This window comes from Acinetobacter johnsonii ANC 3681, from assembly GCF_000368805.1.
Classification (GTDB): Bacteria; Pseudomonadota; Gammaproteobacteria; order Pseudomonadales; family Moraxellaceae; genus Acinetobacter; species Acinetobacter johnsonii.
In genome coordinates this window covers 891,828-918,229 of the sequence record NZ_KB849705.1, presented here as the reverse complement: position 1 = coordinate 918,229, position 26,402 = coordinate 891,828, and the positions used below count along the sequence as shown (strand labels likewise).

27 protein-coding genes are annotated in these 26,402 nt (G+C 41.5%); 13 read left to right on the top strand and 14 right to left on the bottom strand.

Annotated elements, in window-relative coordinates; all coding sequences use genetic code 11:
- Window positions 1–3: 3 nt before the first annotated feature.
- The 4 genes from F946_RS08625 to F946_RS08610 form a co-directional block, all read right to left on the bottom strand.
- A complete protein-coding gene (locus F946_RS08625) occupies window positions 4–687 on the bottom strand; it encodes an ABC transporter permease subunit (RefSeq protein ID WP_004981235.1) in 684 nt (227 codons plus the stop codon).
- A complete protein-coding gene (locus F946_RS08620) occupies window positions 687–1,430 on the bottom strand; it encodes an amino acid ABC transporter permease (RefSeq protein WP_004981232.1) in 744 nt (247 codons plus the stop codon). Before F946_RS08620 ends, F946_RS08625 begins: the two co-directional genes overlap by 1 nt.
- A 68-nt stretch (window positions 1,431–1,498) precedes the next feature.
- The gene (locus F946_RS08615; RefSeq protein WP_004981231.1) at window positions 1,499–2,443 is read right to left on the bottom strand and encodes a transporter substrate-binding domain-containing protein; all 945 of its coding nucleotides are present in this window, start codon (window positions 2,441–2,443) and stop codon (window positions 1,499–1,501) included.
- Between the two features lie 565 nt (window positions 2,444–3,008).
- The gene (locus F946_RS08610; protein ID WP_004694572.1) at window positions 3,009–3,431 is read right to left on the bottom strand and encodes a hypothetical protein; all 423 of its coding nucleotides are present in this window, start codon (window positions 3,429–3,431) and stop codon (window positions 3,009–3,011) included.
- Between the two features lie 287 nt (window positions 3,432–3,718).
- Between F946_RS08610 and F946_RS08605 the strand changes: the two genes are divergently transcribed.
- The 4 genes from F946_RS08605 to F946_RS17270 all read left to right on the top strand — a co-directional run bounded on the left by F946_RS08605 (window position 3,719) and on the right by F946_RS17270 (window position 6,441).
- Complete coding sequence (locus tag F946_RS08605) at window positions 3,719–3,997, top strand: hypothetical protein (RefSeq protein WP_004981228.1); 279 nt, start codon at window positions 3,719–3,721, stop codon at window positions 3,995–3,997.
- A gap of 164 nt (window positions 3,998–4,161) precedes the next feature.
- The gene (locus F946_RS08600; RefSeq protein WP_004981226.1) at window positions 4,162–5,868 is read left to right on the top strand and encodes a mechanosensitive ion channel; all 1,707 of its coding nucleotides are present in this window, start codon (window positions 4,162–4,164) and stop codon (window positions 5,866–5,868) included.
- Between the two features lie 61 nt (window positions 5,869–5,929).
- Entirely contained in the window at window positions 5,930–6,121 is a 192-nt protein-coding gene (locus F946_RS08595) for a hypothetical protein (protein ID WP_004981225.1), read from the top strand.
- A gap of 167 nt (window positions 6,122–6,288) precedes the next feature.
- Window positions 6,289–6,441: a hypothetical protein gene (locus F946_RS17270; protein ID WP_004981224.1), complete on the top strand. Its 153-nt coding sequence runs from the start codon at window positions 6,289–6,291 to the stop codon at window positions 6,439–6,441.
- 21 nt (window positions 6,442–6,462) lie between these two features.
- On the opposite strand, the gene F946_RS08590 is transcribed toward F946_RS17270, so the two are convergent.
- From F946_RS08590 to F946_RS08570, 5 genes are all read right to left on the bottom strand, one after another.
- Window positions 6,463–7,662 (bottom strand): BaiN/RdsA family NAD(P)/FAD-dependent oxidoreductase, encoded by a 1,200-nt coding sequence (locus F946_RS08590; protein ID WP_004981223.1) that lies wholly within the window; start codon window positions 7,660–7,662, stop codon window positions 6,463–6,465.
- Window positions 7,663–7,726: 64 nt separating this feature from the next.
- Entirely contained in the window at window positions 7,727–8,596 is an 870-nt protein-coding gene (locus F946_RS08585; RefSeq protein WP_004981218.1) for a 1-aminocyclopropane-1-carboxylate deaminase/D-cysteine desulfhydrase, read from the bottom strand.
- A 63-nt stretch (window positions 8,597–8,659) separates the two neighbouring features.
- On the bottom strand, window positions 8,660–9,820 hold the full coding sequence (locus F946_RS08580) for an HlyD family secretion protein (protein ID WP_004981217.1): 1,161 nt from the start codon (window positions 9,818–9,820) through the stop codon (window positions 8,660–8,662).
- A gap of 32 nt (window positions 9,821–9,852) precedes the next feature.
- Window positions 9,853–11,502, bottom strand: coding sequence for an MFS transporter (locus F946_RS08575; RefSeq protein ID WP_004981215.1), 1,650 nt, complete (start codon window positions 11,500–11,502; stop codon window positions 9,853–9,855).
- A gap of 12 nt (window positions 11,503–11,514) precedes the next feature.
- Entirely contained in the window at window positions 11,515–12,063 is a 549-nt protein-coding gene (locus F946_RS08570) for a TetR/AcrR family transcriptional regulator (protein ID WP_004981214.1), read from the bottom strand.
- A gap of 545 nt (window positions 12,064–12,608) precedes the next feature.
- Between F946_RS08570 and F946_RS08565 the strand changes: the two genes are divergently transcribed.
- Window positions 12,609–12,812 carry an NF038215 family lipoprotein gene (locus F946_RS08565; RefSeq protein ID WP_004981212.1) on the top strand — a complete coding sequence of 68 codons (204 nt, stop codon included), beginning with the start codon at window positions 12,609–12,611 and terminating at the stop codon, window positions 12,810–12,812.
- Window positions 12,813–13,019: 207 nt separating this feature from the next.
- Here the strand turns inward: F946_RS08565 and F946_RS08560 are convergent, their stop codons facing one another.
- Window positions 13,020–13,475 carry a DIP1984 family protein gene (locus tag F946_RS08560; protein WP_004981209.1) on the bottom strand — a complete coding sequence of 152 codons (456 nt, stop codon included), beginning with the start codon at window positions 13,473–13,475 and terminating at the stop codon, window positions 13,020–13,022.
- 470 nt (window positions 13,476–13,945) lie between these two features.
- Entirely contained in the window at window positions 13,946–15,565 is a 1,620-nt protein-coding gene (locus F946_RS08555; protein WP_004981208.1) for an oleate hydratase, read from the bottom strand.
- A gap of 444 nt (window positions 15,566–16,009) precedes the next feature.
- On the opposite strand from F946_RS08555, the gene F946_RS08550 reads away from it, so the two are divergent.
- The 4 genes from F946_RS08550 to F946_RS08535 all read left to right on the top strand — a co-directional run bounded on the left by F946_RS08550 (window position 16,010) and on the right by F946_RS08535 (window position 18,483).
- Window positions 16,010–16,633, top strand: a complete 624-nt coding sequence (locus F946_RS08550) for a LysE family translocator (RefSeq protein WP_004981207.1) — start codon at window positions 16,010–16,012, stop codon at window positions 16,631–16,633.
- A gap of 110 nt (window positions 16,634–16,743) precedes the next feature.
- A complete protein-coding gene (locus tag F946_RS08545; protein ID WP_004981206.1) occupies window positions 16,744–17,415 on the top strand; it encodes a CsgG/HfaB family protein in 672 nt (223 codons plus the stop codon).
- A gap of 13 nt (window positions 17,416–17,428) precedes the next feature.
- A complete protein-coding gene (locus F946_RS08540; RefSeq protein WP_035326643.1) occupies window positions 17,429–17,806 on the top strand; it encodes a DUF4810 domain-containing protein in 378 nt (125 codons plus the stop codon).
- The gene (locus tag F946_RS08535) at window positions 17,803–18,483 is read left to right on the top strand and encodes a DUF799 domain-containing protein (protein ID WP_004981203.1); all 681 of its coding nucleotides are present in this window, start codon (window positions 17,803–17,805) and stop codon (window positions 18,481–18,483) included. The genes F946_RS08540 and F946_RS08535 overlap by 4 nt, the downstream gene beginning before the upstream one ends.
- Before the next feature lie 106 nt (window positions 18,484–18,589).
- Here the strand turns inward: F946_RS08535 and F946_RS08530 are convergent, their stop codons facing one another.
- Window positions 18,590–19,555, bottom strand: a complete 966-nt coding sequence (locus F946_RS08530) for an MBL fold metallo-hydrolase (protein ID WP_035326641.1) — start codon at window positions 19,553–19,555, stop codon at window positions 18,590–18,592.
- A 107-nt stretch (window positions 19,556–19,662) separates the two neighbouring features.
- On the opposite strand from F946_RS08530, the gene F946_RS08525 reads away from it, so the two are divergent.
- The gene (locus F946_RS08525; protein WP_004981198.1) at window positions 19,663–20,511 is read left to right on the top strand and encodes a restriction endonuclease; all 849 of its coding nucleotides are present in this window, start codon (window positions 19,663–19,665) and stop codon (window positions 20,509–20,511) included.
- A 66-nt stretch (window positions 20,512–20,577) separates the two neighbouring features.
- Here the strand turns inward: F946_RS08525 and metG are convergent, their stop codons facing one another.
- On the bottom strand, window positions 20,578–22,647 hold the full coding sequence (gene metG / locus F946_RS08520; protein WP_004981194.1) for a methionine--tRNA ligase: 2,070 nt from the start codon (window positions 22,645–22,647) through the stop codon (window positions 20,578–20,580).
- A gap of 350 nt (window positions 22,648–22,997) precedes the next feature.
- Here metG and F946_RS08515 point away from each other — a divergent pair, with 350 nt between their 5' ends.
- Both F946_RS08515 and F946_RS08510 read left to right on the top strand, forming a co-directional pair.
- Window positions 22,998–23,798, top strand: a complete 801-nt coding sequence (locus F946_RS08515) for a hypothetical protein (protein WP_004981191.1) — start codon at window positions 22,998–23,000, stop codon at window positions 23,796–23,798.
- Window positions 23,799–23,947: 149 nt separating this feature from the next.
- Window positions 23,948–24,412, top strand: coding sequence for a hypothetical protein (locus F946_RS08510; RefSeq protein ID WP_004981189.1), 465 nt, complete (start codon window positions 23,948–23,950; stop codon window positions 24,410–24,412).
- Window positions 24,413–24,456: 44 nt separating this feature from the next.
- On the opposite strand, the gene F946_RS08505 is transcribed toward F946_RS08510, so the two are convergent.
- The gene (locus tag F946_RS08505; RefSeq protein WP_004981187.1) at window positions 24,457–24,786 is read right to left on the bottom strand and encodes a hypothetical protein; all 330 of its coding nucleotides are present in this window, start codon (window positions 24,784–24,786) and stop codon (window positions 24,457–24,459) included.
- A 316-nt stretch (window positions 24,787–25,102) separates the two neighbouring features.
- Between F946_RS08505 and apbC the strand changes: the two genes are divergently transcribed.
- A complete protein-coding gene (gene apbC / locus F946_RS08500; RefSeq protein ID WP_004981185.1) occupies window positions 25,103–26,380 on the top strand; it encodes an iron-sulfur cluster carrier protein ApbC in 1,278 nt (425 codons plus the stop codon).
- Window positions 26,381–26,402: the final 22 nt, after the last annotated feature.

Sequence of the window (26,402 nt, the reverse complement as noted above, 5' to 3'; positions counted from 1 at the left end):
CGCTCATACGCTTAACCTCCTTTGTAATCGTTTTACTGCATATGTGGCTAGCATACTGATGCTGAAATACACTAGGCCTGCAAATAAAATATATTGCGTTAATAGAGACATCAAATCGCCCCGCACGTAGTTGGTGCGGAAAAAGTCGAGTAGGCCAATGGCGTACACCATGGTCGAGTCTTGGAACAAAATGATGGTTTGCTGTAACAGCAGTGGCGTCATTTTACGAAAGGCTTGCGGCAAAATGATTAAACGCATGGATTGACCATAGGTCATGCCTAGTGCATAAGCCGCGGCAGACTGTCCTTTAGGAATTGATTGAATCCCTGCACGTACAATTTCCGAGAAATAAGCCGCTTCAAACAACATGAAGGCCACAATACTTGAGACCAAAGCGGTATCAATGGTCAGGTAATTTCCCGTGACTGTGGTGTAGATAAACGGTACAGCAAAGTAGAACCACATCAATACCAACAGCAGAGGAATCGAGCGAAATAAATTGACATAGCCTTGGGCAATTAAATTCAAGATGCGAATTGAAGACAAACGCATTAGTGCCAACAGCGTGCCAATGAAAATACCACCAATGGTGGCGATGATGACCACTTTTAAAGTGATACTTAAACCATGCCATAGGGCGGGTGCAGATAACTGCAAATCATGGGTAAATGCGGTGAGCCATTCCATTATTTAGCTCCTGCAATTAAACCTGGGACACGTAAACGTTTTTCAAGCAGCGTCATTAATGTAATTAAGCACACGTTGATAACGATGAAAATAATCGTGACATAGGTATAGATTTCGATGGTGTTCTGCGTATATTCGCTGATGGTTTTCATCTGAGAAATAATCTCGGAGACCCCAACTAAAGAGGCTACAGAAGTATTTTTGACGCAGTTGGTCAACTCTGAGCTCAGAGGCGGCAAAATCGTACGGAAGGACTGCGGTAAAATGACATAGCGGTATAGTTGTGCGGTACTAAACCCCATGGCATAACCTGCATTGACCTGTCCTGTAGGTAAGGCTTCAATGCCTGTACGGACTTGTTCGCAGACACGTGCTGCGGTAAACAGTCCAAGACCGATACTGGCTGAAATCAGTGCTGTTGTTCCTGCACTTAAATCATTAATCCACCATGACTTAATCGGACCAGGTAAGAAATTCGGCACCACATAAAACCAAATAAATAATTGGATCAGTAGCGGTACATTACGAAAAATGGTGACGTAGCCAGTGCCGATAGCACGTGCGGTTTTATTGGGAAGCGTGCGCATAATGCCGAGAATACTTCCGAGCACCATTGCAATGCTCCAAGCCACAATGGCAATAACAACCAGCCAGCCTAAACCAATTAAAATCCAACTGAGATAGGTACTATCTCCGACGCCTGTGGATTGCCAAAGGACGCCCCAGTTCCAGGTATAATTCATGACAATCCCCTAAAATAGGTCAGGCAAAGAAACTTTGCCTGAGTGAACATTAATCTTTCCTTTATCGTTTACTGATCACGGTCATGTGGGTTTGCAATTAAGGCTTTAAGTTGGTCTGACATAGCAAAGTTCAGGTTAACGTTTTTCGGTGGAATCGGTTGTTCAAACCATTTGTTGTACATCTTGTTAATTTCACCTGAGCTATAAGTGGCTTTAATTGCATCATCAACCACTTGCTTAAAGCCAGTATCGCCTTTACGCAACATACAGCCATAAACTTCTTGAATTGGTGCTGTACCGACAATGTGCCACTTGTTTGGATCTTTGGCTTTCGATTTTTCTCCAGCAAGTAAAATGTCATCCATCATAAACGCAGCAGCACGACCGCTTTGGAGCATCAAGAATGATTCAGCATGGTCTTTAGCAGAAATCACTTCACCAATACCAAGTTCTTTTTCATGCTGGCGGATATAGCGTTCAGAAGTTGTTCCTGCTGTCGTTACTAATTTTTTGCCTTTTAAGTCAGCAAAATCCTTCACACCTGAATCGGTTGCAGTAAGTAAACGTGAACCCACTTCAAAGAAGCCCACAGAAAAATCAACTTGTTGCTGGCGTTCTTTGTTGTTTGTAGTTGAACCACATTCAAGATCGACTGTACCATTTGAAACCAATGGAATACGGTTTTGGCTGGTGACTAAGTTATAGCGAACTTTTAAATCAGGCATATTCAGCTTTTGTTTAACAGCCTCAACCACTTTGAGCTGTAAATCATGTGCATAACCGACAGGTTGATTTGGGTTGTCTGCGATATAGGAGAATGGAATAGAGGAGTCACGGTAACCTAAAACAATGGTTCCTGATTTTTTAATCTTATCTAAAGTGCCTGACTGTGAAGCATCTGCGCCAGTGCTAGCTGCATCCGTTGCAGGTGCTTTGTTGTCGCTACATGCACTGAGGCTCAGCGCAAGTGCACTTGCACAAAATAGGGCAGAAAGATTACGTTGCATGGTCATGTACAAACTCCTTTTGTTTGCAGCATCAATTGCATTGTTTTTATCAAAAACGTCAGAATTGGGTTAAAGCTTTATTCTGTGCAAAAGATGTTCTTTTTATGGTATTTTTTTACAGCTTAGTCTGCATCTTAATCGAGATTGCTTTTGCTGCTCAAGAGGGATTTTTAATATTTTGTTAATAATGCTTTAAATAAGTGCATCGCTATATTCCTCTGATATTAAAAAGAAAATTATGCATAATGCGTGCCATTTCAAGTTTTCTAATTCATTTTATTAGGCTAATGTCTAATGCCGCAGGGTTGGCTATGCGTTTCGTTATGGATGCATGACAGAATGGATTTTGTTCGTGTAGAACATGCTAAAACTGAAAGAGCAAAGAAAAGTGCTTTATTTTGAAGATGATCCGTTTTATGACGCAGTATAAAAGATCAGTTAAATTTGAGTTGCTGTCCTACGTTTTCCGCAGAGGATTAAAAACTAAAAAATAAAGCGACTGTACGTTATGAACAAATGACGGGGCACAATCGCAGGGGGAGGAGATGAGCAGGCGTGTATCAAGAAGTGCTTAGTGCACAAACATATCCATATATTCACGAATTTCAGAAATAGCCGTTTCAATATCCGTCGTCAGCCATGTTGGCTCAAACAGTCCAATATAGTGATCTAAACGGTCTTGAGGGACAACTAAACGCACAGGACATTCTTCTTCCAGTAAGCGCCAAGGAATGATGGGTGTTTCATTGTCTAAAAAGGCTTGCACATTTCGAATGTCAATAATCATGGCATTGACACATTCAGGAAAAGGCATCACTGAAAACTCTTCAGTACGACGACGGAAAAACTCCAGATCGCCCCATTTTAGAATATAACTAGGCTTAGAAAATTCAATAATACCAATAAGATGTTGGTCTCGCGTGTAGTGCAAATGACATTGGTGCGTAACATCAGTGTCTAAATCAAGCGTTACACTTTGTTGACGATATGCCATAAAGTCCAAAAACAGCTAAAACAAGGTGCATAATTATAGCGCAAATTCAGTTGAAGAGCGCTGTTCGCTAGACTCTTTTTGTCCATGCCTAGGTGAAATACTTTTTATATGACTTTTAACACTGAATTGACAGAAGATTGACTGTTTTTAAAACCTTAAAAAATAATAACTTATCTTAAGATAAATCGTTTGTTTACTATCTCACTATGCTTTGAAACACAATGCTACACAAGCAGTTGTTAGTATAAAAATTCGACAACTTGATAATAGAAAATTGAGGGGGAGCTATGACACATGATTTCAATAAACCGCCCCATGTACAAACGCCAGAGGAGCGGCAAAAGAAAAAACGCGTGCCTGTGTATATGTTGGCATTGGTCGGAATTTTCTTAATCGCATTATTACTTTATATGTTTGCAGATACCAAGCCAAATCCGACTGAGGCGCCTCCAGGCCATCCGAATCCGAGCGCAGAGCCTGCAACACCGAATAATAGCACCACTGCAACAGCAGGTGACGAAGCGGTAGCCACCGATAGCAATACGGCGACTGCAACTGACCGCTAAATGTGACTAAAGCCCTTGTAATGTACAGGGGTTTTTTCTTTAGCAGTCATCAAAAAGGTATTCCATTTCTCATTCATACCTCATGGCAGACAATCACTTCAAAACTAAAATCTGTATTTGAGCAAAGGTCGCTGTGAGGTAGACATAACAAGAGGGAGAACAAAATGAATGATTATGTAGGGCATCAGGGTCGATTTGATGCGATGTATTATTGGGACCAGTTTCACCCGATCCTGTCCGCAATCGCCATCCTGATCATTGGTTGGATTATTGCATTATTGATTGCAGGTGCTGTGAAAAAGGTTTTAACCAAACTCGGGACCAACCAAAAACTTTCCAGTGCTACCGGCCATCGCTCAAATATTGAAAATATTATCTCTCGAGTTGTGTTTTGGCTCATCTTGATTATTGCGGTGATTGGTGCACTCAATGTTCTCAATCTCACCAGTGTAAGTGGGCCATTTAGTAATATGGTTCAACAGTTCTTGTTGTTTATTCCACAACTGTTGGCTGCAGTTGCTGTGGGTTTCATTGGCTGGATTGTGGCGAATCTGGTCAAAGTGGGATTACAAAAAGGATTGGATCGGACTCAGCTAGATGAAAAACTCAGTCAGGATGTAGGAGTCAGTACGCTGAGTCAAAATATTAGTGAAATCGTCTATTGGCTGATTTTATTACTATTCTTACCCATTGTTTTGTCGATACTCGGTCTGACTGGGCTGCTCTTTCCGATCCAAAATATGGTCAATGAAGCCGTACTATATCTGCCAAATATCTTTATTGCGGGTGTAATAGTTTTTGCAGGTTATATTCTAGCAAAAATTGTACGGGGCATTATTGAGGGCTTATTGAGAAGCCTAGATGTACAAAAACAGGTTGAAAAAGTAGGACTGTTTAAAAACTCAGATTTGGCCAAAGTGCTCGGATCTTTTGTTTTTGCAATCGTCATTATCACAGCGCTGATTATTGCGTTTGAAGCTTTAGGCATTGATGCAATTTCTCAACCAGCGACGGCCATGCTGTATGAAATCATGAATGCGATTCCGCACATCATTGCAGCGGCATTAATTTTAATTTTGGCCTATGTGGTGTCACGTTTTGTCGCAAGTCTTGTGGTTGAAGTCTTGTCGGGAACAGGTGTAGATGACATTCCAAACAAAGTTGGCTTGCAACGTTTCTTAGGAAACACCAAAGCATCTTGCGTTGTGGGTTACTTTATTGTGTTCTTTACCATGCTATTTGCGGTCTCTGAAGCAGCAAATCGACTCGGCTTTGAACAGATCAGTGGTTTGATTGCGATGTTTATCCAGTTTGGTGCAAACATTCTATTGGGTGCAGTCATTCTGGGCGTGGGCTTCTGGCTGGCGAACTTGGTTGCTCAGGTGATTGAGCGTGGTGAATACAACAGCTCTCGTTGGATGGCGAACATTGTTCGTGTCTTGATCATTGGCTTAGTGTTGGCGATGGGCTTGCGTGCAATGGGTATCGCAGATTCGATCGTAAACTTGGCCTTTGGTTTAACGCTTGGGGCGGTTGCCATTGCTTTTGCACTGGCTTTTGGTCTCGGTGGGCGTCAACCTGCGGAACGGGTTTTGACCGATTTGTTAGATAAAGCTAAAAAAGAAGGTACGCAACCGAATCCACTTTATCAGGCCAAAGCTGAAAGGACGCAACCCGCACAAGGCAAAGAAGAGCATGCCTCACTGAAAGAGCAAATGGATACGCCAACGGTTGCAGAGGAATATCAACATGCAGATGATATTCCAACTACAGCAGAGGTCGATCCTGCGCATAAACCTTTAAATAAACCTTTTGGTTCAACGGGTGAGGCTGAACAAGATATTGACGTTCACCCCAAAGATCCAGACTAAATTAATCACACTAAACACCGACCGCTGATGGCGGTTGGTGTTTTTTTATTGGAGTAAACAGATGTCAAAAAAAGCCCCAAATAAATATTTTGCCCCAATCATCATCGCGGGTATTACGGTTGGATTTTTTGTGAGTGCTTATAAATTTGTATTTGCAAAACCGAAAATCGATACAACAACACACGCTAATGCTGAAAGAATGCCGACTGCGGCAACTGAAGGTCGTGATGCGGATGAATCTGATGAAAAATAATACAAAAGTCTATAGTGTGGAATGAAATTTAATTTGGTATGTTTGATGCATGTGGAATATGGATATTTCATAAATTAGAAATACTTACATGCCTATACTTTTATTATAGCTGCATGGAAATTTCACGATTTATTTTTATAAATTGCAGTTTAAAAAGGAAAAAACAGATGATGCAAATATTAAAAAAAACATTGATGACGAAACGTTCAGTGATCCAGCCGAGCCATGTCCATATTGCCATTGCGAAAATGGACTTAGCACTTGCCCGTCAGCAGAAGCAAAAGCAGTGCGTACTGCTACGCACTGATTATTTAGAATAATTTATCATTTAAGCAGATGGCTTAGACATATTCTGATGCGGCATGTGCAGATGACCATGCCCATTGGAAGTTAAATCCGCCCAAATGTCCTGTAACATCCAGTATTTCACCGACAAAGTACAAGCCTTTTTGCTTTTTACTTTCCATGGTTTTCGATGAAACTTCAGTGGTGTCTACGCCACCTAAAGTCACCTCAGCAGTACGGTAGCCTTCGGTTCCTGATGGTTTGACTTCAAACGCATGCAAGCGCGTTGCAATGTGCTCCAGTTTTTCATCCGACAGTTGGCCAATCGCTGTTTCAGCCAGCTCAGGCCAAATCAGATTTTGCAGTTCAACCACCACACTTTTCGGGAAATGTTCACCCAGTAAAGTACGCAGTAGGGCTTTGGGTTGACTGTGTTTCTTGGCTTTTAAATAGTCGTGCAAATCCACACTTGGCAAGAAGTCAATTTTGAAGCTTTGTCCTACATCCCAATAATTCGACAGTTGTAGCGAGCTTGGCCCACTGAGCCCACGATGAGTAAATAAAAGGGCTTCGGTGAAAGCGTTTAAGTCATTCGATAAAGTCGCATCGACCGCGTTGCCACTTAAGCGTGTGGTCACTTCTTTGAAGCTATCTGAAAAGGTAAAAGGCACTAAACCTGCACGAGTTGGATATACATGGTGCCCAAATTGTTTGGCAATTTCATAACCAATGCCAGAACCACCTAAAGTTGGAATGGATAAACCACCTGATGCAACCACGACAGATTCAGCTTCAAAATAACCCAGTGTCGTGGCAATTTGAAAACCTTGCTCATCGAGTGCGGTGATGGCTTTTACTTCACAGTCGGTTTTAATGTCGACCAAACCTGTTTTTTCACACTCGCTCAATAGCATGGCTAAAATTTCTTTGGCACCTTTTAGGGTGAACAGCTGACCGTGTTTACGCTCTTCATATTCAATGCCGTACTCACAAACCATCCCAATAAAGTCCCAATTGGTATAACGAGTGAGGGCTGAAATTACAAAGTGCGGATTATGTGAAATAAAGTTGCTTGGCTCGACATAGAGGTTGGTAAAGTTACATTTACCCCCACCCGACATGAGAATTTTTTTGCCGACTTTATTGGCTTTTTCTACCACCACCACTTTACGTCCGCGTTGAGCTGCCATATAGGCTGTCATTAAGCCAGATGCACCTGCACCTAAAACTAAGACATCATATTGATTTGCGGACATGACACACTCACGGGAGAATAAAGCAGGGCATTATAGACCATCTTTTTTGCTTTTTCAGGACTATCTAAAGCGCGGCTAATCGACCTTGTAGCCCACCTGAATGAATCACCAAAATACGATGATCTTTGGGGAATGTACCTTGTTGAATTAAATCGCTTAAGCCCAACAGTATTTTTCCAGTGTAAATCTGTTCCAGTGGAATGTCATATTGCTGTTCAAAAGCATGGATAAACTGCAATAACTCAGTATTAGTTTTAGCATAACCACCACAGCAATATTGATCGGTAATTTGCCAATTTCGTTTTTCAGTCAGTTGCTGGATCTCTCGGCTCAAAAAATCGCCCTTGAGTGCAGAGAAACCCAAAACTTGCTGCTGTGAATGACTCGCTTCAATAAGACCCGCAATGGTGCCACCCGTCCCCACGGCACAGCAAATCAGATCGTAATTTTCACGATCCTGTGCATTCAAAATTTCTTGGCAGCCCTGAATCGCGAGGGGATTAGTGCCTCCCTCAGGAATGACATAATAATCTGGGTAGTCCTGCTGTAGTTGAGCTAAATAGGTTGGGCTTTGCTTTTGCCGATAGGCTTCCCGTGTCACAAACTGCAACTGCATACCAAATTGTTGCGCCGTATTTAGAGTGGGGTTTAAGGGTTTGCTGGCTAGTTCTTCGCCTCGAATAATGCCTAGACTCTCAAAACCAAATAACTGCGCTGCATAAGCCGTTGCGGCAATATGATTGGAATAGGCACCGCCAAAAGTCAGCAGTTTCTTATAGCCTTGTTGCTGCGCCGCCAGCAAATTGTATTTGAGTTTAAAAAATTTATTGCCTGAAATATGTGGATGGACCAAGTCTAGACGTTTGATGCTGATATTGATCCCGTCAATGCTGATGTGCTGATAGGGAATGGACTGTGCAATCTGTTCAAACATAGGACTTTTATCCATCAGGTTAAGTGCTTAGTGTAAGTGAAAAATGGCATTTTTTTTACAGTATTAATCCTTTGCTGCATGCGTATCGACCGAACTAATCACGGACATACCTGGGCGTAGGTTTTCAATTCCTGTCTGATTCGGATCAATTGCAATCCGTACCGCAATGCGTTGCACCACTTTGGTAAAGTTACCCGTAGCATTATCAGCTTTAAGCACACTGAACTCTGAGCCCGCTGCTGGGGAAATTTGCTCGACATGACCTGTAAATTTCTGATGATTGAGGGCATCCACCGTGAACCATGCTTTTTGCCCAATTTTCATGTTGGCAATTTGAGTTTCTTTAAAGTTTGCTGTGACCCACGTTTGCTGCGGAATCAGATAGAGCAACTGTGTACCTGCTGCCACATATTGTCCCACACGTGGATTGACTTCACCCAGTTGCCCATCCATCGGGGCGATAATGCTGCTGTAGTTTTTGGTGGTTTTTGCTTGATCCAGTTGGGCTGCGGCATTGGTCACTTGTGCTTTAAGTCCTGTTTCAGCCACTTGTGCTGTTTTGAGCGCTTCTTTTGCCACCAATACATTGGCCTGTACTTGTTGCAGTAATGCTAAATTATTTTGGGTATCGGCAAAGGCTTTGTCTTGTTCCGATTTAGACGCTGCGCCAGAGTCTCCCAACTGTTGATAGCGCTGCTGTTGTGCCAATGATAGTTGGTAGGCTGCTCGTGCTTGTTCGACTTTGGCTTGTGCCGCTACAATATCGGCTTTACGCTGTGCAATATTTTGGCTTTGATTGGACAGTGCATTCTGCGCCTGATCGACGCCTGCTTCTGCTTGGGTGACTTTTTGGTCATAAGTCGTGGCATCAATATGCATCAACACCTGTCCTTTTTTGACGTGATCAAAATCACTGACCAATACATCTTTGACATAGCCATTAATTTGCGAAGAAAGCACTGTAGTTTTGCCTTTGACATAGCTGTTGTCAGTGGACTCAACGGCACTGTCAAATGGCCCAATTTTCCATGCCCACAAGATGATGCCAATACCGATGATCAGTACTAAAAACATCAAAATCAAGGTCCGTTTTGCTGTTGGAATCAGTTTACTTGAAGGCGGCGTAATCGGTGTTGTTGCTGTCACGGGTTGTTCAGGCTGAGAGGCATCTTCAGAAGTTGCAGTTGTTTCAGCGGGAGCTATTGGTTTTTGATCTTCAGACATAACAATTTCTCAATAAATAGGGAGCAGTGGCATTAGGCAGGGCCAATTTTCGCTTGTTGCCGCAGTTGATATTGATTTCGTGCAATCAGGAATGTCCCCCACAACAACAGCAGCATGGCCACGACGCCATTGAAGCTAATCACATCGTTATAGGCACGCACTTGAGCTTCTCGAGTCACCACTTGATTTAAGTTTTTTAGGGCTTGTTGTTGTTCTAATTGCTGATCGAGCGTGTAACTATGCGAACTTTGTTGATACGCTAAAAGGCGCTGTGCAATCAATGGATTGGTTTCAGAGAGTTGTTGAATCATCTCAGCACGATAGTTTTGGGTTCGGACTTGTTGATAGGTAGAGTAAAACGATGAACCGACTAAGCCACCAAATGTTTGAGTCGCTGAAAATAAAACAATAAACGTGACAATATGAGTGGGGCCTTTTTGCATGGCGCTTAAGATACCCGTGATCAATAGTGGACCAATAAACACACCACTGGCAAAGCCCACCAAAAACTGACTGCCGTAGAAGTTGGAAGGCCGAATATCGCTGGTGAGATGAAAATCTAGCCCGCAAGCAATTAATACCAAAACTTCTGCTAATAGTAGGTGCCAAATAATCCGTTCACGTGAAAAAGTGATGGCACTAAATAAGGTACCAGACACAATGCCTAAAAAGATCACCACATAGAACGGAACAAATTGATCGGGGCCCATGCCCATAGTTTTGAGAAAACTCACGGCAGCATAACTTTGCTCCGACATTAAGAAGCGAATTGCAAACGCACCGATGATAAAACGAAGCGTGGACGATGTCCCCAGCCAACGCGTCATAATCAGTGGATTGACCCGATAATGCTCGTAGACCAAACCAATCACAATCAGGCTGAACCCTGCAATTAAAAGGTATGCCAACCATTTTACTTCAAACCACCATAAGATAGGCCCTTGGGTCAGCACAATACACAAAAAAGCAAAACCGGGCGCAAGCAGGGCAAAGGTGAAGAAGTCTTGCTTTTCAAAAACAGCAATTCTTAAACTACGGGGGAGCTTAAGAGACACCACCATTGCGAAACAGCACAGCGCTAAACCAATTTCAAAGGTATACAGGACATTCCAGTTATTCACGTCAATGAGATACGGAGAAATGATCCATGCCAAAGGAATACCGAGCTGCTGAAAGCCTAAAGCCAAATAAATACTGCGACCAAAATTTTCCCGCTTAAAGGCCTGCATAATGTAATACATGCCCAAAGAGCTAAGTGGTGCTGCAACCATGCCGCTAATAAAACGTACCAATACCGCCATTTCAAAGGTATGCACAAAGACGTGTAGAACCAAAACCACAATAAAAATCAGTAGGCCAATTTCAGAAAATAGACGTAGACCGTATTGCTGGCGGGCTTTAAACAGAATCAGGTTCGCACTGACATTGGCCATGACATAGGCCGCAGGAATCAATGCCACCTCAGAGGGTGTTAGTCCATATTCGCCCTGAATTAAGGGCAAATTGGCGGTAATAAAACCATTACTGAGACTTGCAGACAGTGCGACAAACAAACCAATAAAAAAATACACGAAGCGCTTAGGCGTGGAGTGCGCAATCACGGCAGGAGAGCCGGGCAAGGTTGGTTTTTCTTCAGCTGTCCAGTTTGGCGCGGGTTCGAGTAAACGCGGTGGCTGTGTCATGAGTGGTGACCTTTATGCCCGAATACCATTGAGTAAGAGCTCAATCGCACGCTGTGCAAGTTGTTGTTGCTCTATATCGGTCAGCCCTTGAAATGAAGTCCTTAAAATGGCCGTAATCATGGCGTAATCTTGGGTGGTCAAATCAGGGCGACATACGCCGTGTCGAATGGCTCGATCAATCAAAGGTTGTAAAATCGCATCGCGGCGCGCATAGATATCGACCATGACGGGGTCATTCCGCTCAATCACCCGCCAATATTCCATCAGCGCAGTTAAATACGGTAAGTTATAGACATGGTTTTCAATTAAACGAATAAAACCATCGTCATACTGAGAAAATGCTTCTGCACGAACTGCAAGACGTTCCAACGCTTGCTCCATGAGAGCAATCACCAACGCACGACGGTCAGCAAAATTACGATAAAACGTCGCCCGCCCGACATTGGCGGCATCAATTACCTGCTGTAAGGGTGCATTGATCCCGTGTGTGCGAAAAACCTGAACTGCGGCTTCGAGCAATTCCTCACGGTTTTGTGCAGCACGCTGTTGACGACTGGTCATGGTGATTATTTCATTTAATTTGGAAGTGCTATTATTTAACGGACAAAAGTGTCCGTTGTAAATATTCAATCCTGTAAGATTTTGTAAATTACTTTGCGTTTTTCTAATTTAATCTAATTTCGATAAGAAATATGCTACTCGAAAACGTCATCTGCAACCTGCATGGTATAAATAAGATAATGTTTTATTCGCTATATTTTAATGGATCCAAGAAATGAACAGGTTTTGCAGATGACAATGGTTTTGCCTACTTTTGCCTAAACAAAAGTAGGGCGAGCCGCAGGCTGATGAAGAAATTGAATAAAACAAGATAAGACTCCGCCAAGATAGTTTTTTAAATATGTCGAATAAATATTTAGATCGAATTTTGGTTAACTTAAATCATTCATGTTATTGTTTTATCTATGAATGATTGATATTTATTTTATAAAGAAAATTCGTATAGAACCCTCATGTAGATGGATAAGAGTTGTAACAAAGTCGATAGGATTGGAAAAATAAAAGTGCTATGCTGAAAGCACAATAATGATAAATGAGGGGATATGATGAAAACTTTATCTACCCTAGTATTGGTTTTATTGCTCACTCAACTGACCGCGTGTGATGCAAAAAAGGATTTGAACCAGCCTAGAACTGAGGCTCGTACCATGATTATTGGTGGTGTTCCTGTGCATGATCGTGACTATAAACTTCCATCAAAAGAAATGGCTTTTAATCAGAAAAAGCCTCCACAGGCTGATGCCTACTAATAGGTAAAAATAGGGAGGCATATTGTCAGTACATGGTGGTGCAAGGTGCGATGTGCAGTATAAAAGATGCATTGTGCTACGCCAGATTTGTGAAAATGTGAAGTAGACGTCTTACTTCCTGCAAACGTTTGTTGAATTAAAGCCTTACAAACGTATAAAAGGCCTTGTACTCGCCCAATATGCCCAAACTGTTGTGGCTCAAATTGGCTAGATCAGTTCGATTTGCCAATTTGAAGCTTGAATCTCTAAGTTATTTTGCCTGAGTTGCTGGCTAATTGCATCCGCTTGTTTTTGCAAGTCTGCAACCGCAATGGTTTTAACCCAGCGAATTTCACTCGAACTATAACGACCATTTTCACGTCGTGAGCTGTCGATGGCCTGTTGAATAATGCGATGCTGTTGTGTCAGTAAATCACGTGTGTTTAAAACACTGAGCATGGATTGACCCGTGCTAGTTTTAGCTTGAGCATTGGTCGCATGAATCTTTGCAATCAGATGATGTAACTCTGTATTTACACTAAAGGCCTCACCCATCAGCGCATTAGGGTCTTCACTCAGTTCATCGCCTTCTTGGATTAGCACATTATTGTTGATGCGTTGTTGTAAAGAGGCAAGTTTGGTTTGTAAATCACTACGCAATAAAAGTGCTTCTGCTAGTTTCATAGATTTATTTTTAAAGTTTTAGATGAGTCTTATGCTGCATCTGTACAGTCAAAGCTTCAAGTGAGTTTTGTAATTTTTATGAAATCTAAAATCATGAGAAAACGATAGAAAAGCACTTAGTCAGTTTCGGTATTTTATTTAAAACGTGGAGTGTTTTTCCTATGTTGATTAGTCAATTTATTTACTAATGAGGTATAAAGTTTTATCTAATTTTTCTTTTTATCCAATTTAAAATTAGGTGCGTACACGGCCTCAACTTTCAATAAAGTATAAAAGGTGTTTGTGTAGGCAATACCCTTACTTTTGATAGGCCAAAAGTAAGCAAAAGCCTTTGTTATCCATACATAACATCCCTATTATGATGGATAACGTGTGGCATCCCTGCCACACTCGCGTATCCAAACGTTGCTTAAATTAAACTATGTAATAGTAGCGACATAAAGGTGCTCTTATCGCTATAGATTAAAAGCCTAGTGGAACACGGTTTCCAAAGCTTTCAAACCGACTTTCGGATCAAGCAGACCGTTGTAAATTTCAGGGATTTCACGTTCGACCCCAAAGAATTCATAAATGGCAAGCATCGCTCCACGAACTGAATATTCCACAGTAAAGACCACATCTTCTTCAATTTCCACAAACTGTCCAAGGAAAGCAAAGTTTTGTGAGCCTTGTGGAATTACCTGTGGACGATCCCCCGGTTTACGGCAGGCGAATAGGGCAGAGGCATATGGCATCATGGCAGTGGTTACATTGGTGGTTGCCAAAACATGATCTAAAATGTCGTCAAAACCGAGCTGTTTAATCAGTTCTGTTATGATTTCTTGCCCTGTGGCCTCAGACATTGGTTTCTTGATGTAATCGCCTATATGGTCAATTTGGAAACCGTAGCCCCATAGAGTATACAGGCCTTCAGGTAAGTCGGCAAAGTGTGGCTGTGCAGGAACCACAATGGATAAATGCCAACCCGACTCATACCAAGTCATCAGTGCGCCAGTGCCTGGTTCATTTCCCGTATAGTCAATAATGCGTTTAAGCAGCACATCATCTTTCATGGTCAGGGTGAAAGACTCCCACTTATGTTCATCGACATTGCCATAAAAGGTCATTGGACGGCCAAAGTCTGGGGCTTTTTGTGCCAAAGTTTCCCAAAGTGTCCAGCCATGATCTTCTCGATGACGAATGAGGGCAGGCACGTCATGATTGCCACCATAACGCGAGTCTGCGGTAATAGAGCCTAAAGTGAAAATAGCTAAATCATTGGCTTTCAGATTAATTTGCTCTGAGCCTTCAGGCAATTGTACATATAGTCGCGAGGCATGGCGCTCTTGAGTTTCAGCATTGGTAATGAAGTCCGCATCTGTGACATAGTGTCCAAAACGTACATCTACACCTTGTGCGACTAGCCAACGCTGTAAGGGCAGGATCATTGAATCATATTGATTGTACTTGGTACGTTTCACACCCGCTAAGGTATGAATGCGTGGTAATTCTTGAATAAAACGCAAGAAATAGCGTCTTAACTCGGCTGCACTGTGCCATTTTTGAAAAGCGAAAGTTGTGCGCCACATGCGCCAGAAATTGGTTTCAAAAAAGGCTTCATCAAAAAACTCATCAATGCGGCGACTGCCAATTTTTTCTTCTTTTGAAGCCAATAGGCGCAGCATCTGCGCACGATGTAGTGTATTCAGACCAAGCTTTGCCGCATCCGCAATGACATGTTCGGCATCAATTAAACGCGCATTGGCGTGGGTTTTCACTTTTTCATTAAACTCACGACATTCTTCACGCACAGAAATGTCTGGGTTTTCCAAAGATGGAATACTGGAAAATAAGTCCCATAGGCACAAATAAGTTTCATCGGTCAGCATCCGCCCACCACGTGTTACCCAAGCTTGCGCGGCATGCGGTGTATGTCCGCCATCCATCGAGCCACCTGAAATATCGAGTTCTTCTAAAATATGGATATTTTTGGCAGGGACTTTGGCATCACGGATCGCAAATGCAGCAGCAGCCATACCTGCAATACCACCACCAATGATCCAAAGATGGGTCTGTTGCGCGTCTAATGGGGTGCGCTTCTTATTTTGCATGGTTCACCTTTAATTATGATGTTAAAAATTATGAAGTTAAAAATGTGGTTTTTAGAAATAAAACCTTATAAATAGTAAGTCTTTTATATATGAAAAATGTATGAAAAGGGAAGCAATCCCCCTATTATATTTTGTAATCAAAAATAAGCATATGATGGCTATTTTTAATACACATTTGTCTTTTTATTAAAATTTAATATGATCTAAATATCTGATTTTGAATTTTATTGTTGAGCAATTGCTCTATTATTGTTTTCACTATGCCCTATGCCAAATTTCCTTAAAATAGGCTTTTTTATTTATCATTAAAAAATATAATAGACGTACATGCTGCGGCTTGATCACGATATAAATGTGAAAAATAACTGATAAAGTGAATATCGTAAAAACTTTGTTTAGCGTAAAATCGCAGCTGATCAAATTCTCTCAATTTAGAGGTCACTCTTGGAATCATTTTGGATTTTGGGCTCGATTGCCTTTGCATTAATGTTAGGCGCAATGAGCCCTGGACCGACGTCGATTTATGTAGCAAAAAATTCGATTGCGATTTCTCGAAAGCATGGCCTCTTTACCGCATTGGGGACCGGAACAGGCGCAGCTGTTTTTGGTCTGTTGGCTGTACTTGGTTTACAAGCCTTTTTGTTGGCAGTGCCGTCAGCGTATTTGGCTTTAAAAATTTGTGGTGGGATCTATTTGCTTTGGCTCGCGTTTAAAATTATTAAACACGCCAAAGAGCCAATTGAGGCAGATCATTCCAGCTCAAAAGCAATGACTTTACGCCGTGCCTTCATGACTGGTTTAATTACCCAGCTCTCCAACCCTAAAATTGCGATTGTTCTAGCCAGTATTTTTACTGCACTTTTACCCAAAGAAATCCCAACCTATTACTATTATGTACTGCCTATCCTATGTTTCTTTATTGATGCGGGTTGGTGTTCGTTGGTTGCAGTGGCGTTGTCTGCTGAAAAGCCGCGCCGCGTGTATTTGAAGTTTAAAGCCGTATTTGACCGCGCAGCAGGGACGGTGATGACAGTGTTAGGTTTAAAACTTATTTTTGGAATGAAGTGATAAGGTTGACAACAACAAAACTGGATTTTGTATAGGTAACGAAAAGCTAAATGGTTATAATCCCTTTGATTTTTTAATGATTTTTAAATTAAAGATTTGAGGGATAAATTTTGAATAAATCTATATTTTTGGCCGTTTTGAGTGGCTTAGCATTATCTGCATGTTCAACAACAGAAACGTCAAAAACAATTCAATCACCGCAAGTAACAGCGGCAGTGGCGACCGTTAAATACGCTGGCGCTAAAACGCCTGTTTCTGTAGGAAAATTTGACAACCGCTCGAGTTACATGCGTGGCATTTTCTCAGACAATGTTGACCGTTTAGGTGGTCAAGCAAAAACTATTTTAGAAACGCATTTACAGCAATCGGGCTATTTCTCTGTCCTAAACCGTGACAACCTTGCTGAATTACAACAAGAAGCAGGTTTTACCAAATCCTCTCAAGCCATCAAAGGCGCACGTTATGTCTTAACGGGCGACGTATCTGAATTTGGCCGTAAAGAAGTTGGTGATCACCAGCTATTTGGCATATTGGGCCGTGGTAAAACCCAAATTGCTTATGCCAAAGTGAACTTAAATATTGTCGATGTAAAAACAGCAGAAATTGTTCACTCTGTGCAAGGCGCAGGCGAGTATGCACTCAGTGAACGTGAAATTTTAGGTTTTGGTTCTACCGCTTCTTATGACTCAACTTTAAATGGTAAAGTTCTAGATTTGGCTGTACGCGAAGCGGTTAATAATTTGGTGTTGGATATTCAAACCAATAAGTGGTCTGCGCAGTAATTGGTTTGAATCAATGAAAAAAATCGTATTGGTTTTAGGTGCAATCTGCACCATGACTTTTGTGGGCTGTGTTTCAGCGCCAAAATCGTTATATAGCTGGGGCGAATATCCACAGCAAACTTATTTGATGTTGAGTCTGCCAGAAAAGACTTCTCCACAAGAGCAGATTGGCAAACTTGAAAAAGATATTGAAAAAGCCAAAGCCAAAAATGCAGCAGTGCCTCCGGGCTTGTATGCACATTTGGGTTTATTGAATTTAAATATCAATAACGGGCCACGTGCCGTTCAGTATTTTGAACTTGAACGCCAAACTTACCCAGAGTCGACAGTATTAATGGATCGTCTTTTGAAAAAAATGACGGCTCAGTCTGCGGCAGGGAGTGTGAAGTGAAACATTTCAAAAAACTATGTGTACTTGGCCTTGCTGTGACACTCTTCACAGGTTGTGCTACGACACCAAAAAGCAATCGTGACTTATCTGCATATCATGCCAATATGCCAAAATCCATTTTGGTGTTGCCGCCTGTGAATGAGTCACCCGATACACGGGCAACCTATGGGTATTGGTCTACCGTGACTTTACCTGTAGCAGAAGCGGGCTATTATGTGTTCCCCATTTCTGTGGTCGATACGCTATTTAAAGAAAACGGCGTAACCAATGGCTATGATGCGCAGCAAATTCCAATTCAGAAACTCAATGAAATTTTTGGAGCGGATGCCGCACTGTATGTCAAAGTTAAAGAATATGGTTCTAAGTATCAGGTGATTCAATCCGTTTCGACCGTTGCCGTAGAGGCAAAATTGGTGGATTTAAAAACCGGAGCATTATTATGGGAAGGTCAGGAAAAAATCCAACAAGCCAATAATAATAGCAATGCCGGTCTGGTCGGGATGTTAGTCGGTGCTTTGATTGACCAAATTTCCAATCACTTATCGGACAAAGCCTATGTACTGTCTAACAGTGTGAGTACGCAGTTGTATGCTCCGCAGTTGATGCAGCAAAAAGGGTTGCTATATGGACCTCGTTCTCCGCATTTTGTACAAAATTCGATGAGTCCACAGCAGTAAAAAAAATCCCCTCAAATGAGGGGATTTTTTATGATTTAACAAACTTATGTTTGGGGGGAGCTGACTTTTAAATCTCAGGCAAAAGAAGAGATAATTTTCGTATAAATTAATCCTTAAAATGCACAGGAATCCATTGATAGCTTTTCCCATCTGCGGAATAGATATGTCCAATCGCAGGGAATGGCAAGTGTGGTGCTGCAATGGTTTGTCCGCCTTTTGCATATTCAGCAAATTGCTTTAAGCGGGTTTGCACTGCTTTTTTCGGGTCGATATCATAATCGATTGCGGTTTCTGGTTTGTCGAATTGCACAGTATGAGAGTGCACAATGTCACCAATAAAGACCACCGTTTCATCTTTGGTTTTTAACTCATAGCTAAAATGTCCGGGTGTATGCCCCGCGGTATTAATGACTTTAAAACCTTGAACTTGATCGCCCAGTTGATACGTTTTGAAGCGTTGTTTGGCTTGATAGGGCGCAATCGCTTGTTTAATTTTTTCAACAGTTCCTAAGTAGCCAGCTTGTTTTTCTTTCGGGAGCTTTTCGACCTGTTTCGGGTTTAGCCAATAGTTTGCTTCATCGCTCGAAACATAAACCGTTGCATTGGGAAAGTTTGCCACGTCATTTTGGCTAATACCACACACATGGTCTGGGTGTAGATGCGTCAGTAAGATGGTATCGACTTGCTCTGGTTGATAGCCTGATGCTTTTAAGTTGCTTAACACTGAACCCAAATGTGCGCCAAAACAGCTCGCAGCGCCGCTATCTACCAAAACTAGTGAATGACCTGTATTCACGAGGAAGGCATTGACTGAGGTTTGTACGCCTTTGGCTTGGTCGGCAGCGTATTTCTTTAAAATTTCATGCACTTCTTTTTCTGGAGTGTTTTGAAATAGTTTGGGTGACATGAAATTGGTGCCATCGAGCAGGGCTGTAATTTGTACATCACCCGCTTGGTATTGGTAATAACCTGAAACTTGTTTTTGTTGTGGGATGGTGGATTCGGCAGCTTGGGTGGTGATGGCTGTTGTGTTTAGCGCTAGTGCTATGAATAGGGGTTTTAAAGTCTTCATAAGTTTCTTATAAGTTTTAAAGGGATAGGTTGTTTCTATCATGATAGAATTTTTTGTGTTGGGTTAATAGATCAATTGATACAATATATAAATAATTGAAATTTGATATGAATAATGACGTTATGGAAAAAGATTGGTTCAATTTTCAGGAAAAAATTGCAGAACATTTTAGAAGTTTAGGTGTGCAAGCTGAAACAAACAAAACAATCAGAGGCGTAAGGACAGAACATGATTTAGATGTTTATGTAACTTCAAAATATTTAGGGACTAATATTAAGTGGGTGATAGAAGCTAAATATTGGCAGACAAAAATTCCAAAAGAAAAAGTATTAGCTTTAAGAACAATTGTTGATGATATTGGGGCAGATAAAGGATTTATTATTTCACAAGTTGGATTTCAGTCTGGAGCAATTGAGGCATGTCAAAATACAAATATTCAACTATATACGTTTGAGGAGTTTGTCACTCTTAGTAAGAATTATATTCAGAACGAAATTCTTGATACTTATGTTCGTAGAGCAAGATTGCTGCATATCAGGTATTTCTCACATAAAAAAAGAATCCGAAAAGATTATGGTTTAAGAGGTGAACTTGGTGAAGTTGCATGCTTTTCAGGTGCTTGGTTGTTAACAACAGTATTCGATGTATTGGAGGAAGCTAGAACTCAAAAATATCCAATTGATTTACAAACTCATATGGTAGAAAAAGTTGGAAATGATTTAGCTGAGGATTTTATTGAATTAGTTCAATGGTTAAATCTAAACCTTAATTGGTTAGATGAGAAAATTTTAAAGGCGGAATATCAAATGATGCAAGATGGCGTATTTGAACCTAATTTAATTGATCCTGATCTTAATCAAAAAACTTGGAATGAAATTGCTCAATCGATGAAAGGTGTAGAAGATAAAAGTTTTCAACAAATCATTCAAGATTTTCTAAAATTACGTTCAAAATAAGCTATCTATTTAAAATTAAAAAAGCCCCTACAACGTAGAGGCTTTTCTTGTCTAGCATTTAAAATATTAAGAAACTTTATCACCAGCTTTAGCACCAGCTTCAGGTGAAATCACCCAAACACCTTCGCCACTCCCTGCTGCAAGTACCATACCGTTTGAAATACCAAAACGCATTTTACGTGGTGCAAGATTAGCCACCATCACCACCAATTTACCTTTAAGGTCTTCTGGTTGGTAAAACTCACGAATACCACTGAATACATTGCGCGGTTCAGCTTCACCAACATTTAAAGTCAGTTGCAGAAGTTTGTCTGAACCTTCTACCGTTGCAGCTTCTAAAACTTCAGCGACTCGTAGTTCAACTTTCATAAAGTCGTCAATGCCAATGGTGCTTGTGTTAAGAGCAGCTTCGCCAACTTTAGGTTCAGCTTTCTTCTCTTTGGATTTCTCTTTTTTCTTTTCCACTTTTACAGGTTCAGCCGCAGCCGCTAAAGAGTCTTTAGATGCATCGACCATTGCCGCAACAGCTTTCGGGTCTACACGTTGCATTAAAGGTTGGAACAATGCAATTTCATGATCAACCAATGCAGTTTGAGCAGAAGCAAAGTCAAAGCGGTCTAGTTTTAAGAACTCTTGCACTTGAGCCGCTAAGGTTGGAAGGACTGGTGCTAAATACACTGCCAATTGACGGAATAGGTTAATTCCTACCGAACAAACATTGTGTACTTGTTGCTCTTCGCCTTCAACTTTCGCTAAAGCCCAAGGTTTTTTCTCATCAATATATTGGTTGGCTTTATCTGCAAGTGCCATGATTTCACGAATGGCAGCAGAGAATTCACGTGCTTCATAGGCTTTCGCAATTGAGTCACCGGCATCAATAAAGCTTTGTACCAATTCAGGCTCTGCACAAGTTGCTGATAATTTATTTTCAAACTTGGTGTTGATGAATTTTGCACAACGGCTGGCAATATTCACTACTTTACCAACCAAATCAGAGTTTACTTTCTGAACGAAATCATCCAAGTTTAAATCAGAGTCTTCAACTTTATCTGACAGTTTAGACGCGAAGTAGTAACGTAAATATTCAGGGTTTAAGTGCTCTAAATACGTTTCAGCTTTGATGAATGTCCCGCGAGATTTCGACATCTTCTGACCGTTTACAGTCAAGAAACCATTGACGAATAAACCTGATGGCGTACGGTAGTTTGCACCTTCAAGCATTGCAGGCCAGAACAACGCATGGAAGTAAACGATGTCTTTACCAATGAAGTGATAGACTTCTTTGTCAGAGTCTTTCTTCCAAAAGTCGTCAAAACTTAAATCAGGACGTTTAGCTTTGATATAGTTTTCAAAACTCGACATATAACCAATCGGTGCATCTACCCAAACATAGAAATATTTGTTGGGTGCATCTGGAATTTCAAAACCGAAATACGGTGCATCACGTGAAATATCCCAATCCGATAAACCCGCTTCAAACCATTCATCCAGTTTGTTGGCAATTGAAACAGGTAAGCGACCTTGGTCACGCGTCCATTTTTGTAAATATTCTGAGAAATTCGGTAGTTTAAAGAAGTAATGATCTGAAGATTTCTCTACAGGCGTCGCACCACTTAAAGTCGATTTCGGGTTTAAAAGCTCAGTCGCATTGTATGTTGTACCGCAGACTTCACACGCATCGCCGTATTGATCTTCCGACTTACATTTCGGGCACGTGCCTTTAATGAAACGATCCGATAAGAACATGCCTTTTTCAGGGTCAAAAAGCTGGTTGACAGGACGAATTGCAATATTGCCTGCTTCACGGTTTTTCACATAAATTTCAGAAGCACGAGAGCGGTTTTCATCACTATGGGTTGAATCATAATGGTCGAAATGCACGCCAAAACCGTCAAAATCACGGATGTGTTCTTTTTGCACATTGGCGATTTGATCTTCAGGTGAAATACCATTCGCTTCGGCACGGAGCATGATCGCTGTGCCGTGAGCATCATCCGCACATACATAAGTCACATCGTGTCCCATTGCACGCATGGCACGAACCCAAATATCTGCTTGGATATAACCGAGTAAGTGTCCCATATGGATGGGGCCATTGGCGTATGGTAGGGCGTTAGTGACTAAAATATTACGCACGGATATGACTCTCTCATTCGTATTTTATATAAGGTCAACGATTTTACCTTAGATAGCCGCGACTTGCACAAGTGAATCGGTGAAAAGTTTTCAAATGAGACTAAAGCCCATAGGAATTGATCGCTAGATTGAGCATCAATCGCTAATTTGAGCAAGATACTGAAAAAATCATGGGAAATGCCTTTACTAAAACGGCATAAAGCAGCTTGTTCATCTTTTAATGAAAGATTGAATGGATTGCTCAAAACTCAAATGATGGAACTTAAAACTAATGCGTATTTTCGCTATATTCATGCGCCATTAACAGCGATAATACGTGCATTCAGCCCGTTTTTAAGAGTATGCCGTCCATGATCGATGATGATTTTGATTTCGACCAACCCGTGACCCGAATTCCGCAAAATCCAAAAGCGACTAAACTACTGGGCAATCGACTTTTACAACAAGCTGAACAATATCTTGCTTCAATGGGTAGTCGACCACATGCACAATTGGTCGAGTCGCTCCGTCAGCTCGAGTTGGAAGATCCGTACTTTGCAGTCATGGCCGATCAGCTTGAGTATGAAAGTGATGAACCAATCGCCAATGACGTGCTCAATCTGTTGTTTTTCTGGCAAATGGCCAATGAAAAAGAAGCGGATATGGCTGAGTTTCAATTGCCTAATTTAATCCAAACAGACTATTTCCAAGCGACTTTGCTTGACGCTTACGACGCGATGGATTTGGGGGTATTCCAAGCTCAGCGCCGCAGCGTGATTGAAGAAACTTTAAAACTGTATCAACAGCAGTGTTATGCAGGTTGTATTACGGTTCTTTATGGTCAAATTGAAGGGATTTTGACGGATGCGCTGATTGAACATGGCTATTTACAGCAAAATCAGACCAAGTTTGTTGATGTGTATAAAATCGTGCCAGGTTTGAAAGGCCATGAAGTCAAAAGCCTATGGCATAAAGTTAAAATTGCCAGTGAAATCAATCCGTATTTTCTGAGCCTTGAAGCATTGAAAATGGATGCGAGTTCGAGTGTCACGGCCAGCCGTCATAATATGGTACATGGCGCAGATGTAACCCATTTCACGCAAGCACGCAGTTTCATTTTGTTTATTTGGCTGTTTGCAGTTATTAGCTTTATCAGTACCGTAAAGCGTTAGTCTCTTCCGTTTAGTGGTACAGGATGGCGTTTAAATTGATGCATCCTGTACAGCTATTGTTTCCAAATGATGCAAATGACGTCAGCACTTAAAAAGCAAGGTATAACTCTGAGTTAAGCAAAATTTTAAATACGAAAGAGGGCTGTGACATGACGAATGACAATAAACTCGATGATTTAAAAACCAAAGCGACTGAGTTAGGTGAAGACTTGAAGTTGAAAGCTCAAGCAGCAAAACTGGAAGGCGAGAAAGTGCTGGAAGATGTTAAGCATCAGGCCACTGAAGCCAAACTTGATGCTGAAAAGCAGCTGACCGACTTAAAGCAGAACGCAGCAGAAAGTAAAGCCGAAGGTGATGCCGCTTTTGAGCAAAAGTTGGAGTCTGCACAAGCCAAAGCTGAGCACGCGAAACAAGTTGCGCAGGAGAAATTGGATCATTTTAAAGTTGAAGCAGGGCATAAACTGGATGAGGCAAAACTTAAAGCCACTGAGTTAAAGCATGAGGCCGAAATTAAACTGGAAGAATTTAAGGTGCAAGCCACTGAAAAATTTGACGAGTTGAAAAAGAAAGCCACAGAAACACTGCAAAAGTTTAAAAAAGACGACCAAGCTTAATCCGTCTGAAACGGCGAATGTCGATTTTTCCGAATTTGCGAATACTATGGCGTAGACTGTGTACTGAGTGCAGGGTCTGCGTCTAAGTTAAACCACATGATGCTCTGAATTTGATTGTTCACGGTGCGAATGGTGTAACGATAGTTCGCAATTTCATATACATATACCGTCTCAAGTGGGCTATTCGGCGCACTGCTGATTGGGGTAGAGGACATAGAAATTGGCGATAAATCGATTTTTTTCTGCATGTCTTGAACTTGATCACCGATTGTCACCGTTTGACCCGTAGGGGTTTTAAATGAATTGGTTGAGGTGTCTGCAAAACTAAAGCTGGATATTGTGCAAGCCAAAACAACCAAGGCCCAAAGTTTCATTTTTTTCTCCCCAAATCGCATAAAGATAGAACAACAGAATATAGATATTTTGCTATGCAATAACATCACCTTAATTAGGGAGATTGGATTGTACTTACAATTCTTTACGTTCAAATTTGATCCAATTCACCGATTTTATTTTTTCAGTTAGCTTAAGCGACTAAGCTTCGTCCTTTGATATTCAGTCTATAAAACCAACTAAAAAGCTAGGAATACTAAATTTCATGGCATAATCCATAAATACTGAACTTAACCTAAGTTCGTTTTGTGGTTAAACTATAGCATTCAGCTGAATACTCGAATTTGGAGTACATATATGTCGTGGCTTTCTTCTCTTAAATCAGTTTTTTCTCCTGCGCAGGAGGTAAAGGAAGAAGAAATCCAAACAGTACTGCAAAACTATATCTTGCCCAATTCAAACCATGCGTTGAAAGACCGTATTACTCAAGTGAATGTGCAGGGCAATATTCTGCAAATTACCATCAATACTTTTCCTGCTGAAGCCAACGATTTACAACAGATTCATGATGATTTGGCAGTTGCGCTTGAAGCATGCGGTATCAAAGAATTAAACATGCATGTGATTCAGCAAAAAATGGGACATAAAGAAAAGTCAGGTGGCTGTGGACATCAGCATGCTGAAGGTGAAAGCTGTTCAAGCCAAGCCAAAGAATCAGCACCGAAAAGCAATTTACCCCCAGTGATTGATGCTTCAGGCTCAGCACCCCAAGCTGCTGCACAACCCGTTGAAACTGATCCAAACAATCCACCCATCCAAAAAGCAGCGCCACAACAACGTGATGTGCCGAAGCATCCGCGTATTCAAAATGTCATTTTGGTGTCCTCGGGTAAGGGCGGCGTGGGCAAATCTACCACTACGGTAAACCTTGCACTTGCTTTGCAAAAGCTCGGCTTAAAAGTTGGGGTCTTAGATGCGGACATTTATGGTCCAAGTATACCAACCATGTTGGGCAATGCGGGCAAAACGCCGATGATTGAAGCGGAAAATTTTGTACCCTTAGATGCCTATGGTTTGGCAGTGTTATCGATTGGGCATTTAACAGGTGATCATAATACTCCTGTGGCTTGGCGTGGGCCGAAAGCGACAGGGGCGTTGATGCAGCTGTTCAATCAAACCTTATGGCCTGACTTAGATGTCTTGATGATTGATATGCCACCAGGTACAGGCGATATTCAGTTGACGCTTGCGCAACGTATTCCTGTGACAGGTGCGGTGATTGTCACCACACCGCAAAACGTGGCACTTATGGATGCGACTAAAGGCATTGAGTTATTTAACCGCGTACATATTCCAGTTATGGGTGTTGTGGAAAATATGTCGACCCATATTTGCTCAAATTGTGGATTTGAAGAGCAAATTTTTGGTACGGGCGGCGGTGATCAACTGTCGGAGCAATATGCTATTCCGCTGTTGGGACGTTTGCCTTTAAATGTACAAATCCGTGAAAATGCGGATGCGGGTAAGCCTTCTGTTTTAGTGGAAGACAGTGCAGCAGACAGCTATATGCAGATTGCTGAAAAAATTGCAGCCGCACTGCCTCAGGCTGAAAAAGATCAGACTCGTATTTTCTAAATCAGCCAAAAAAAAGCCCAAC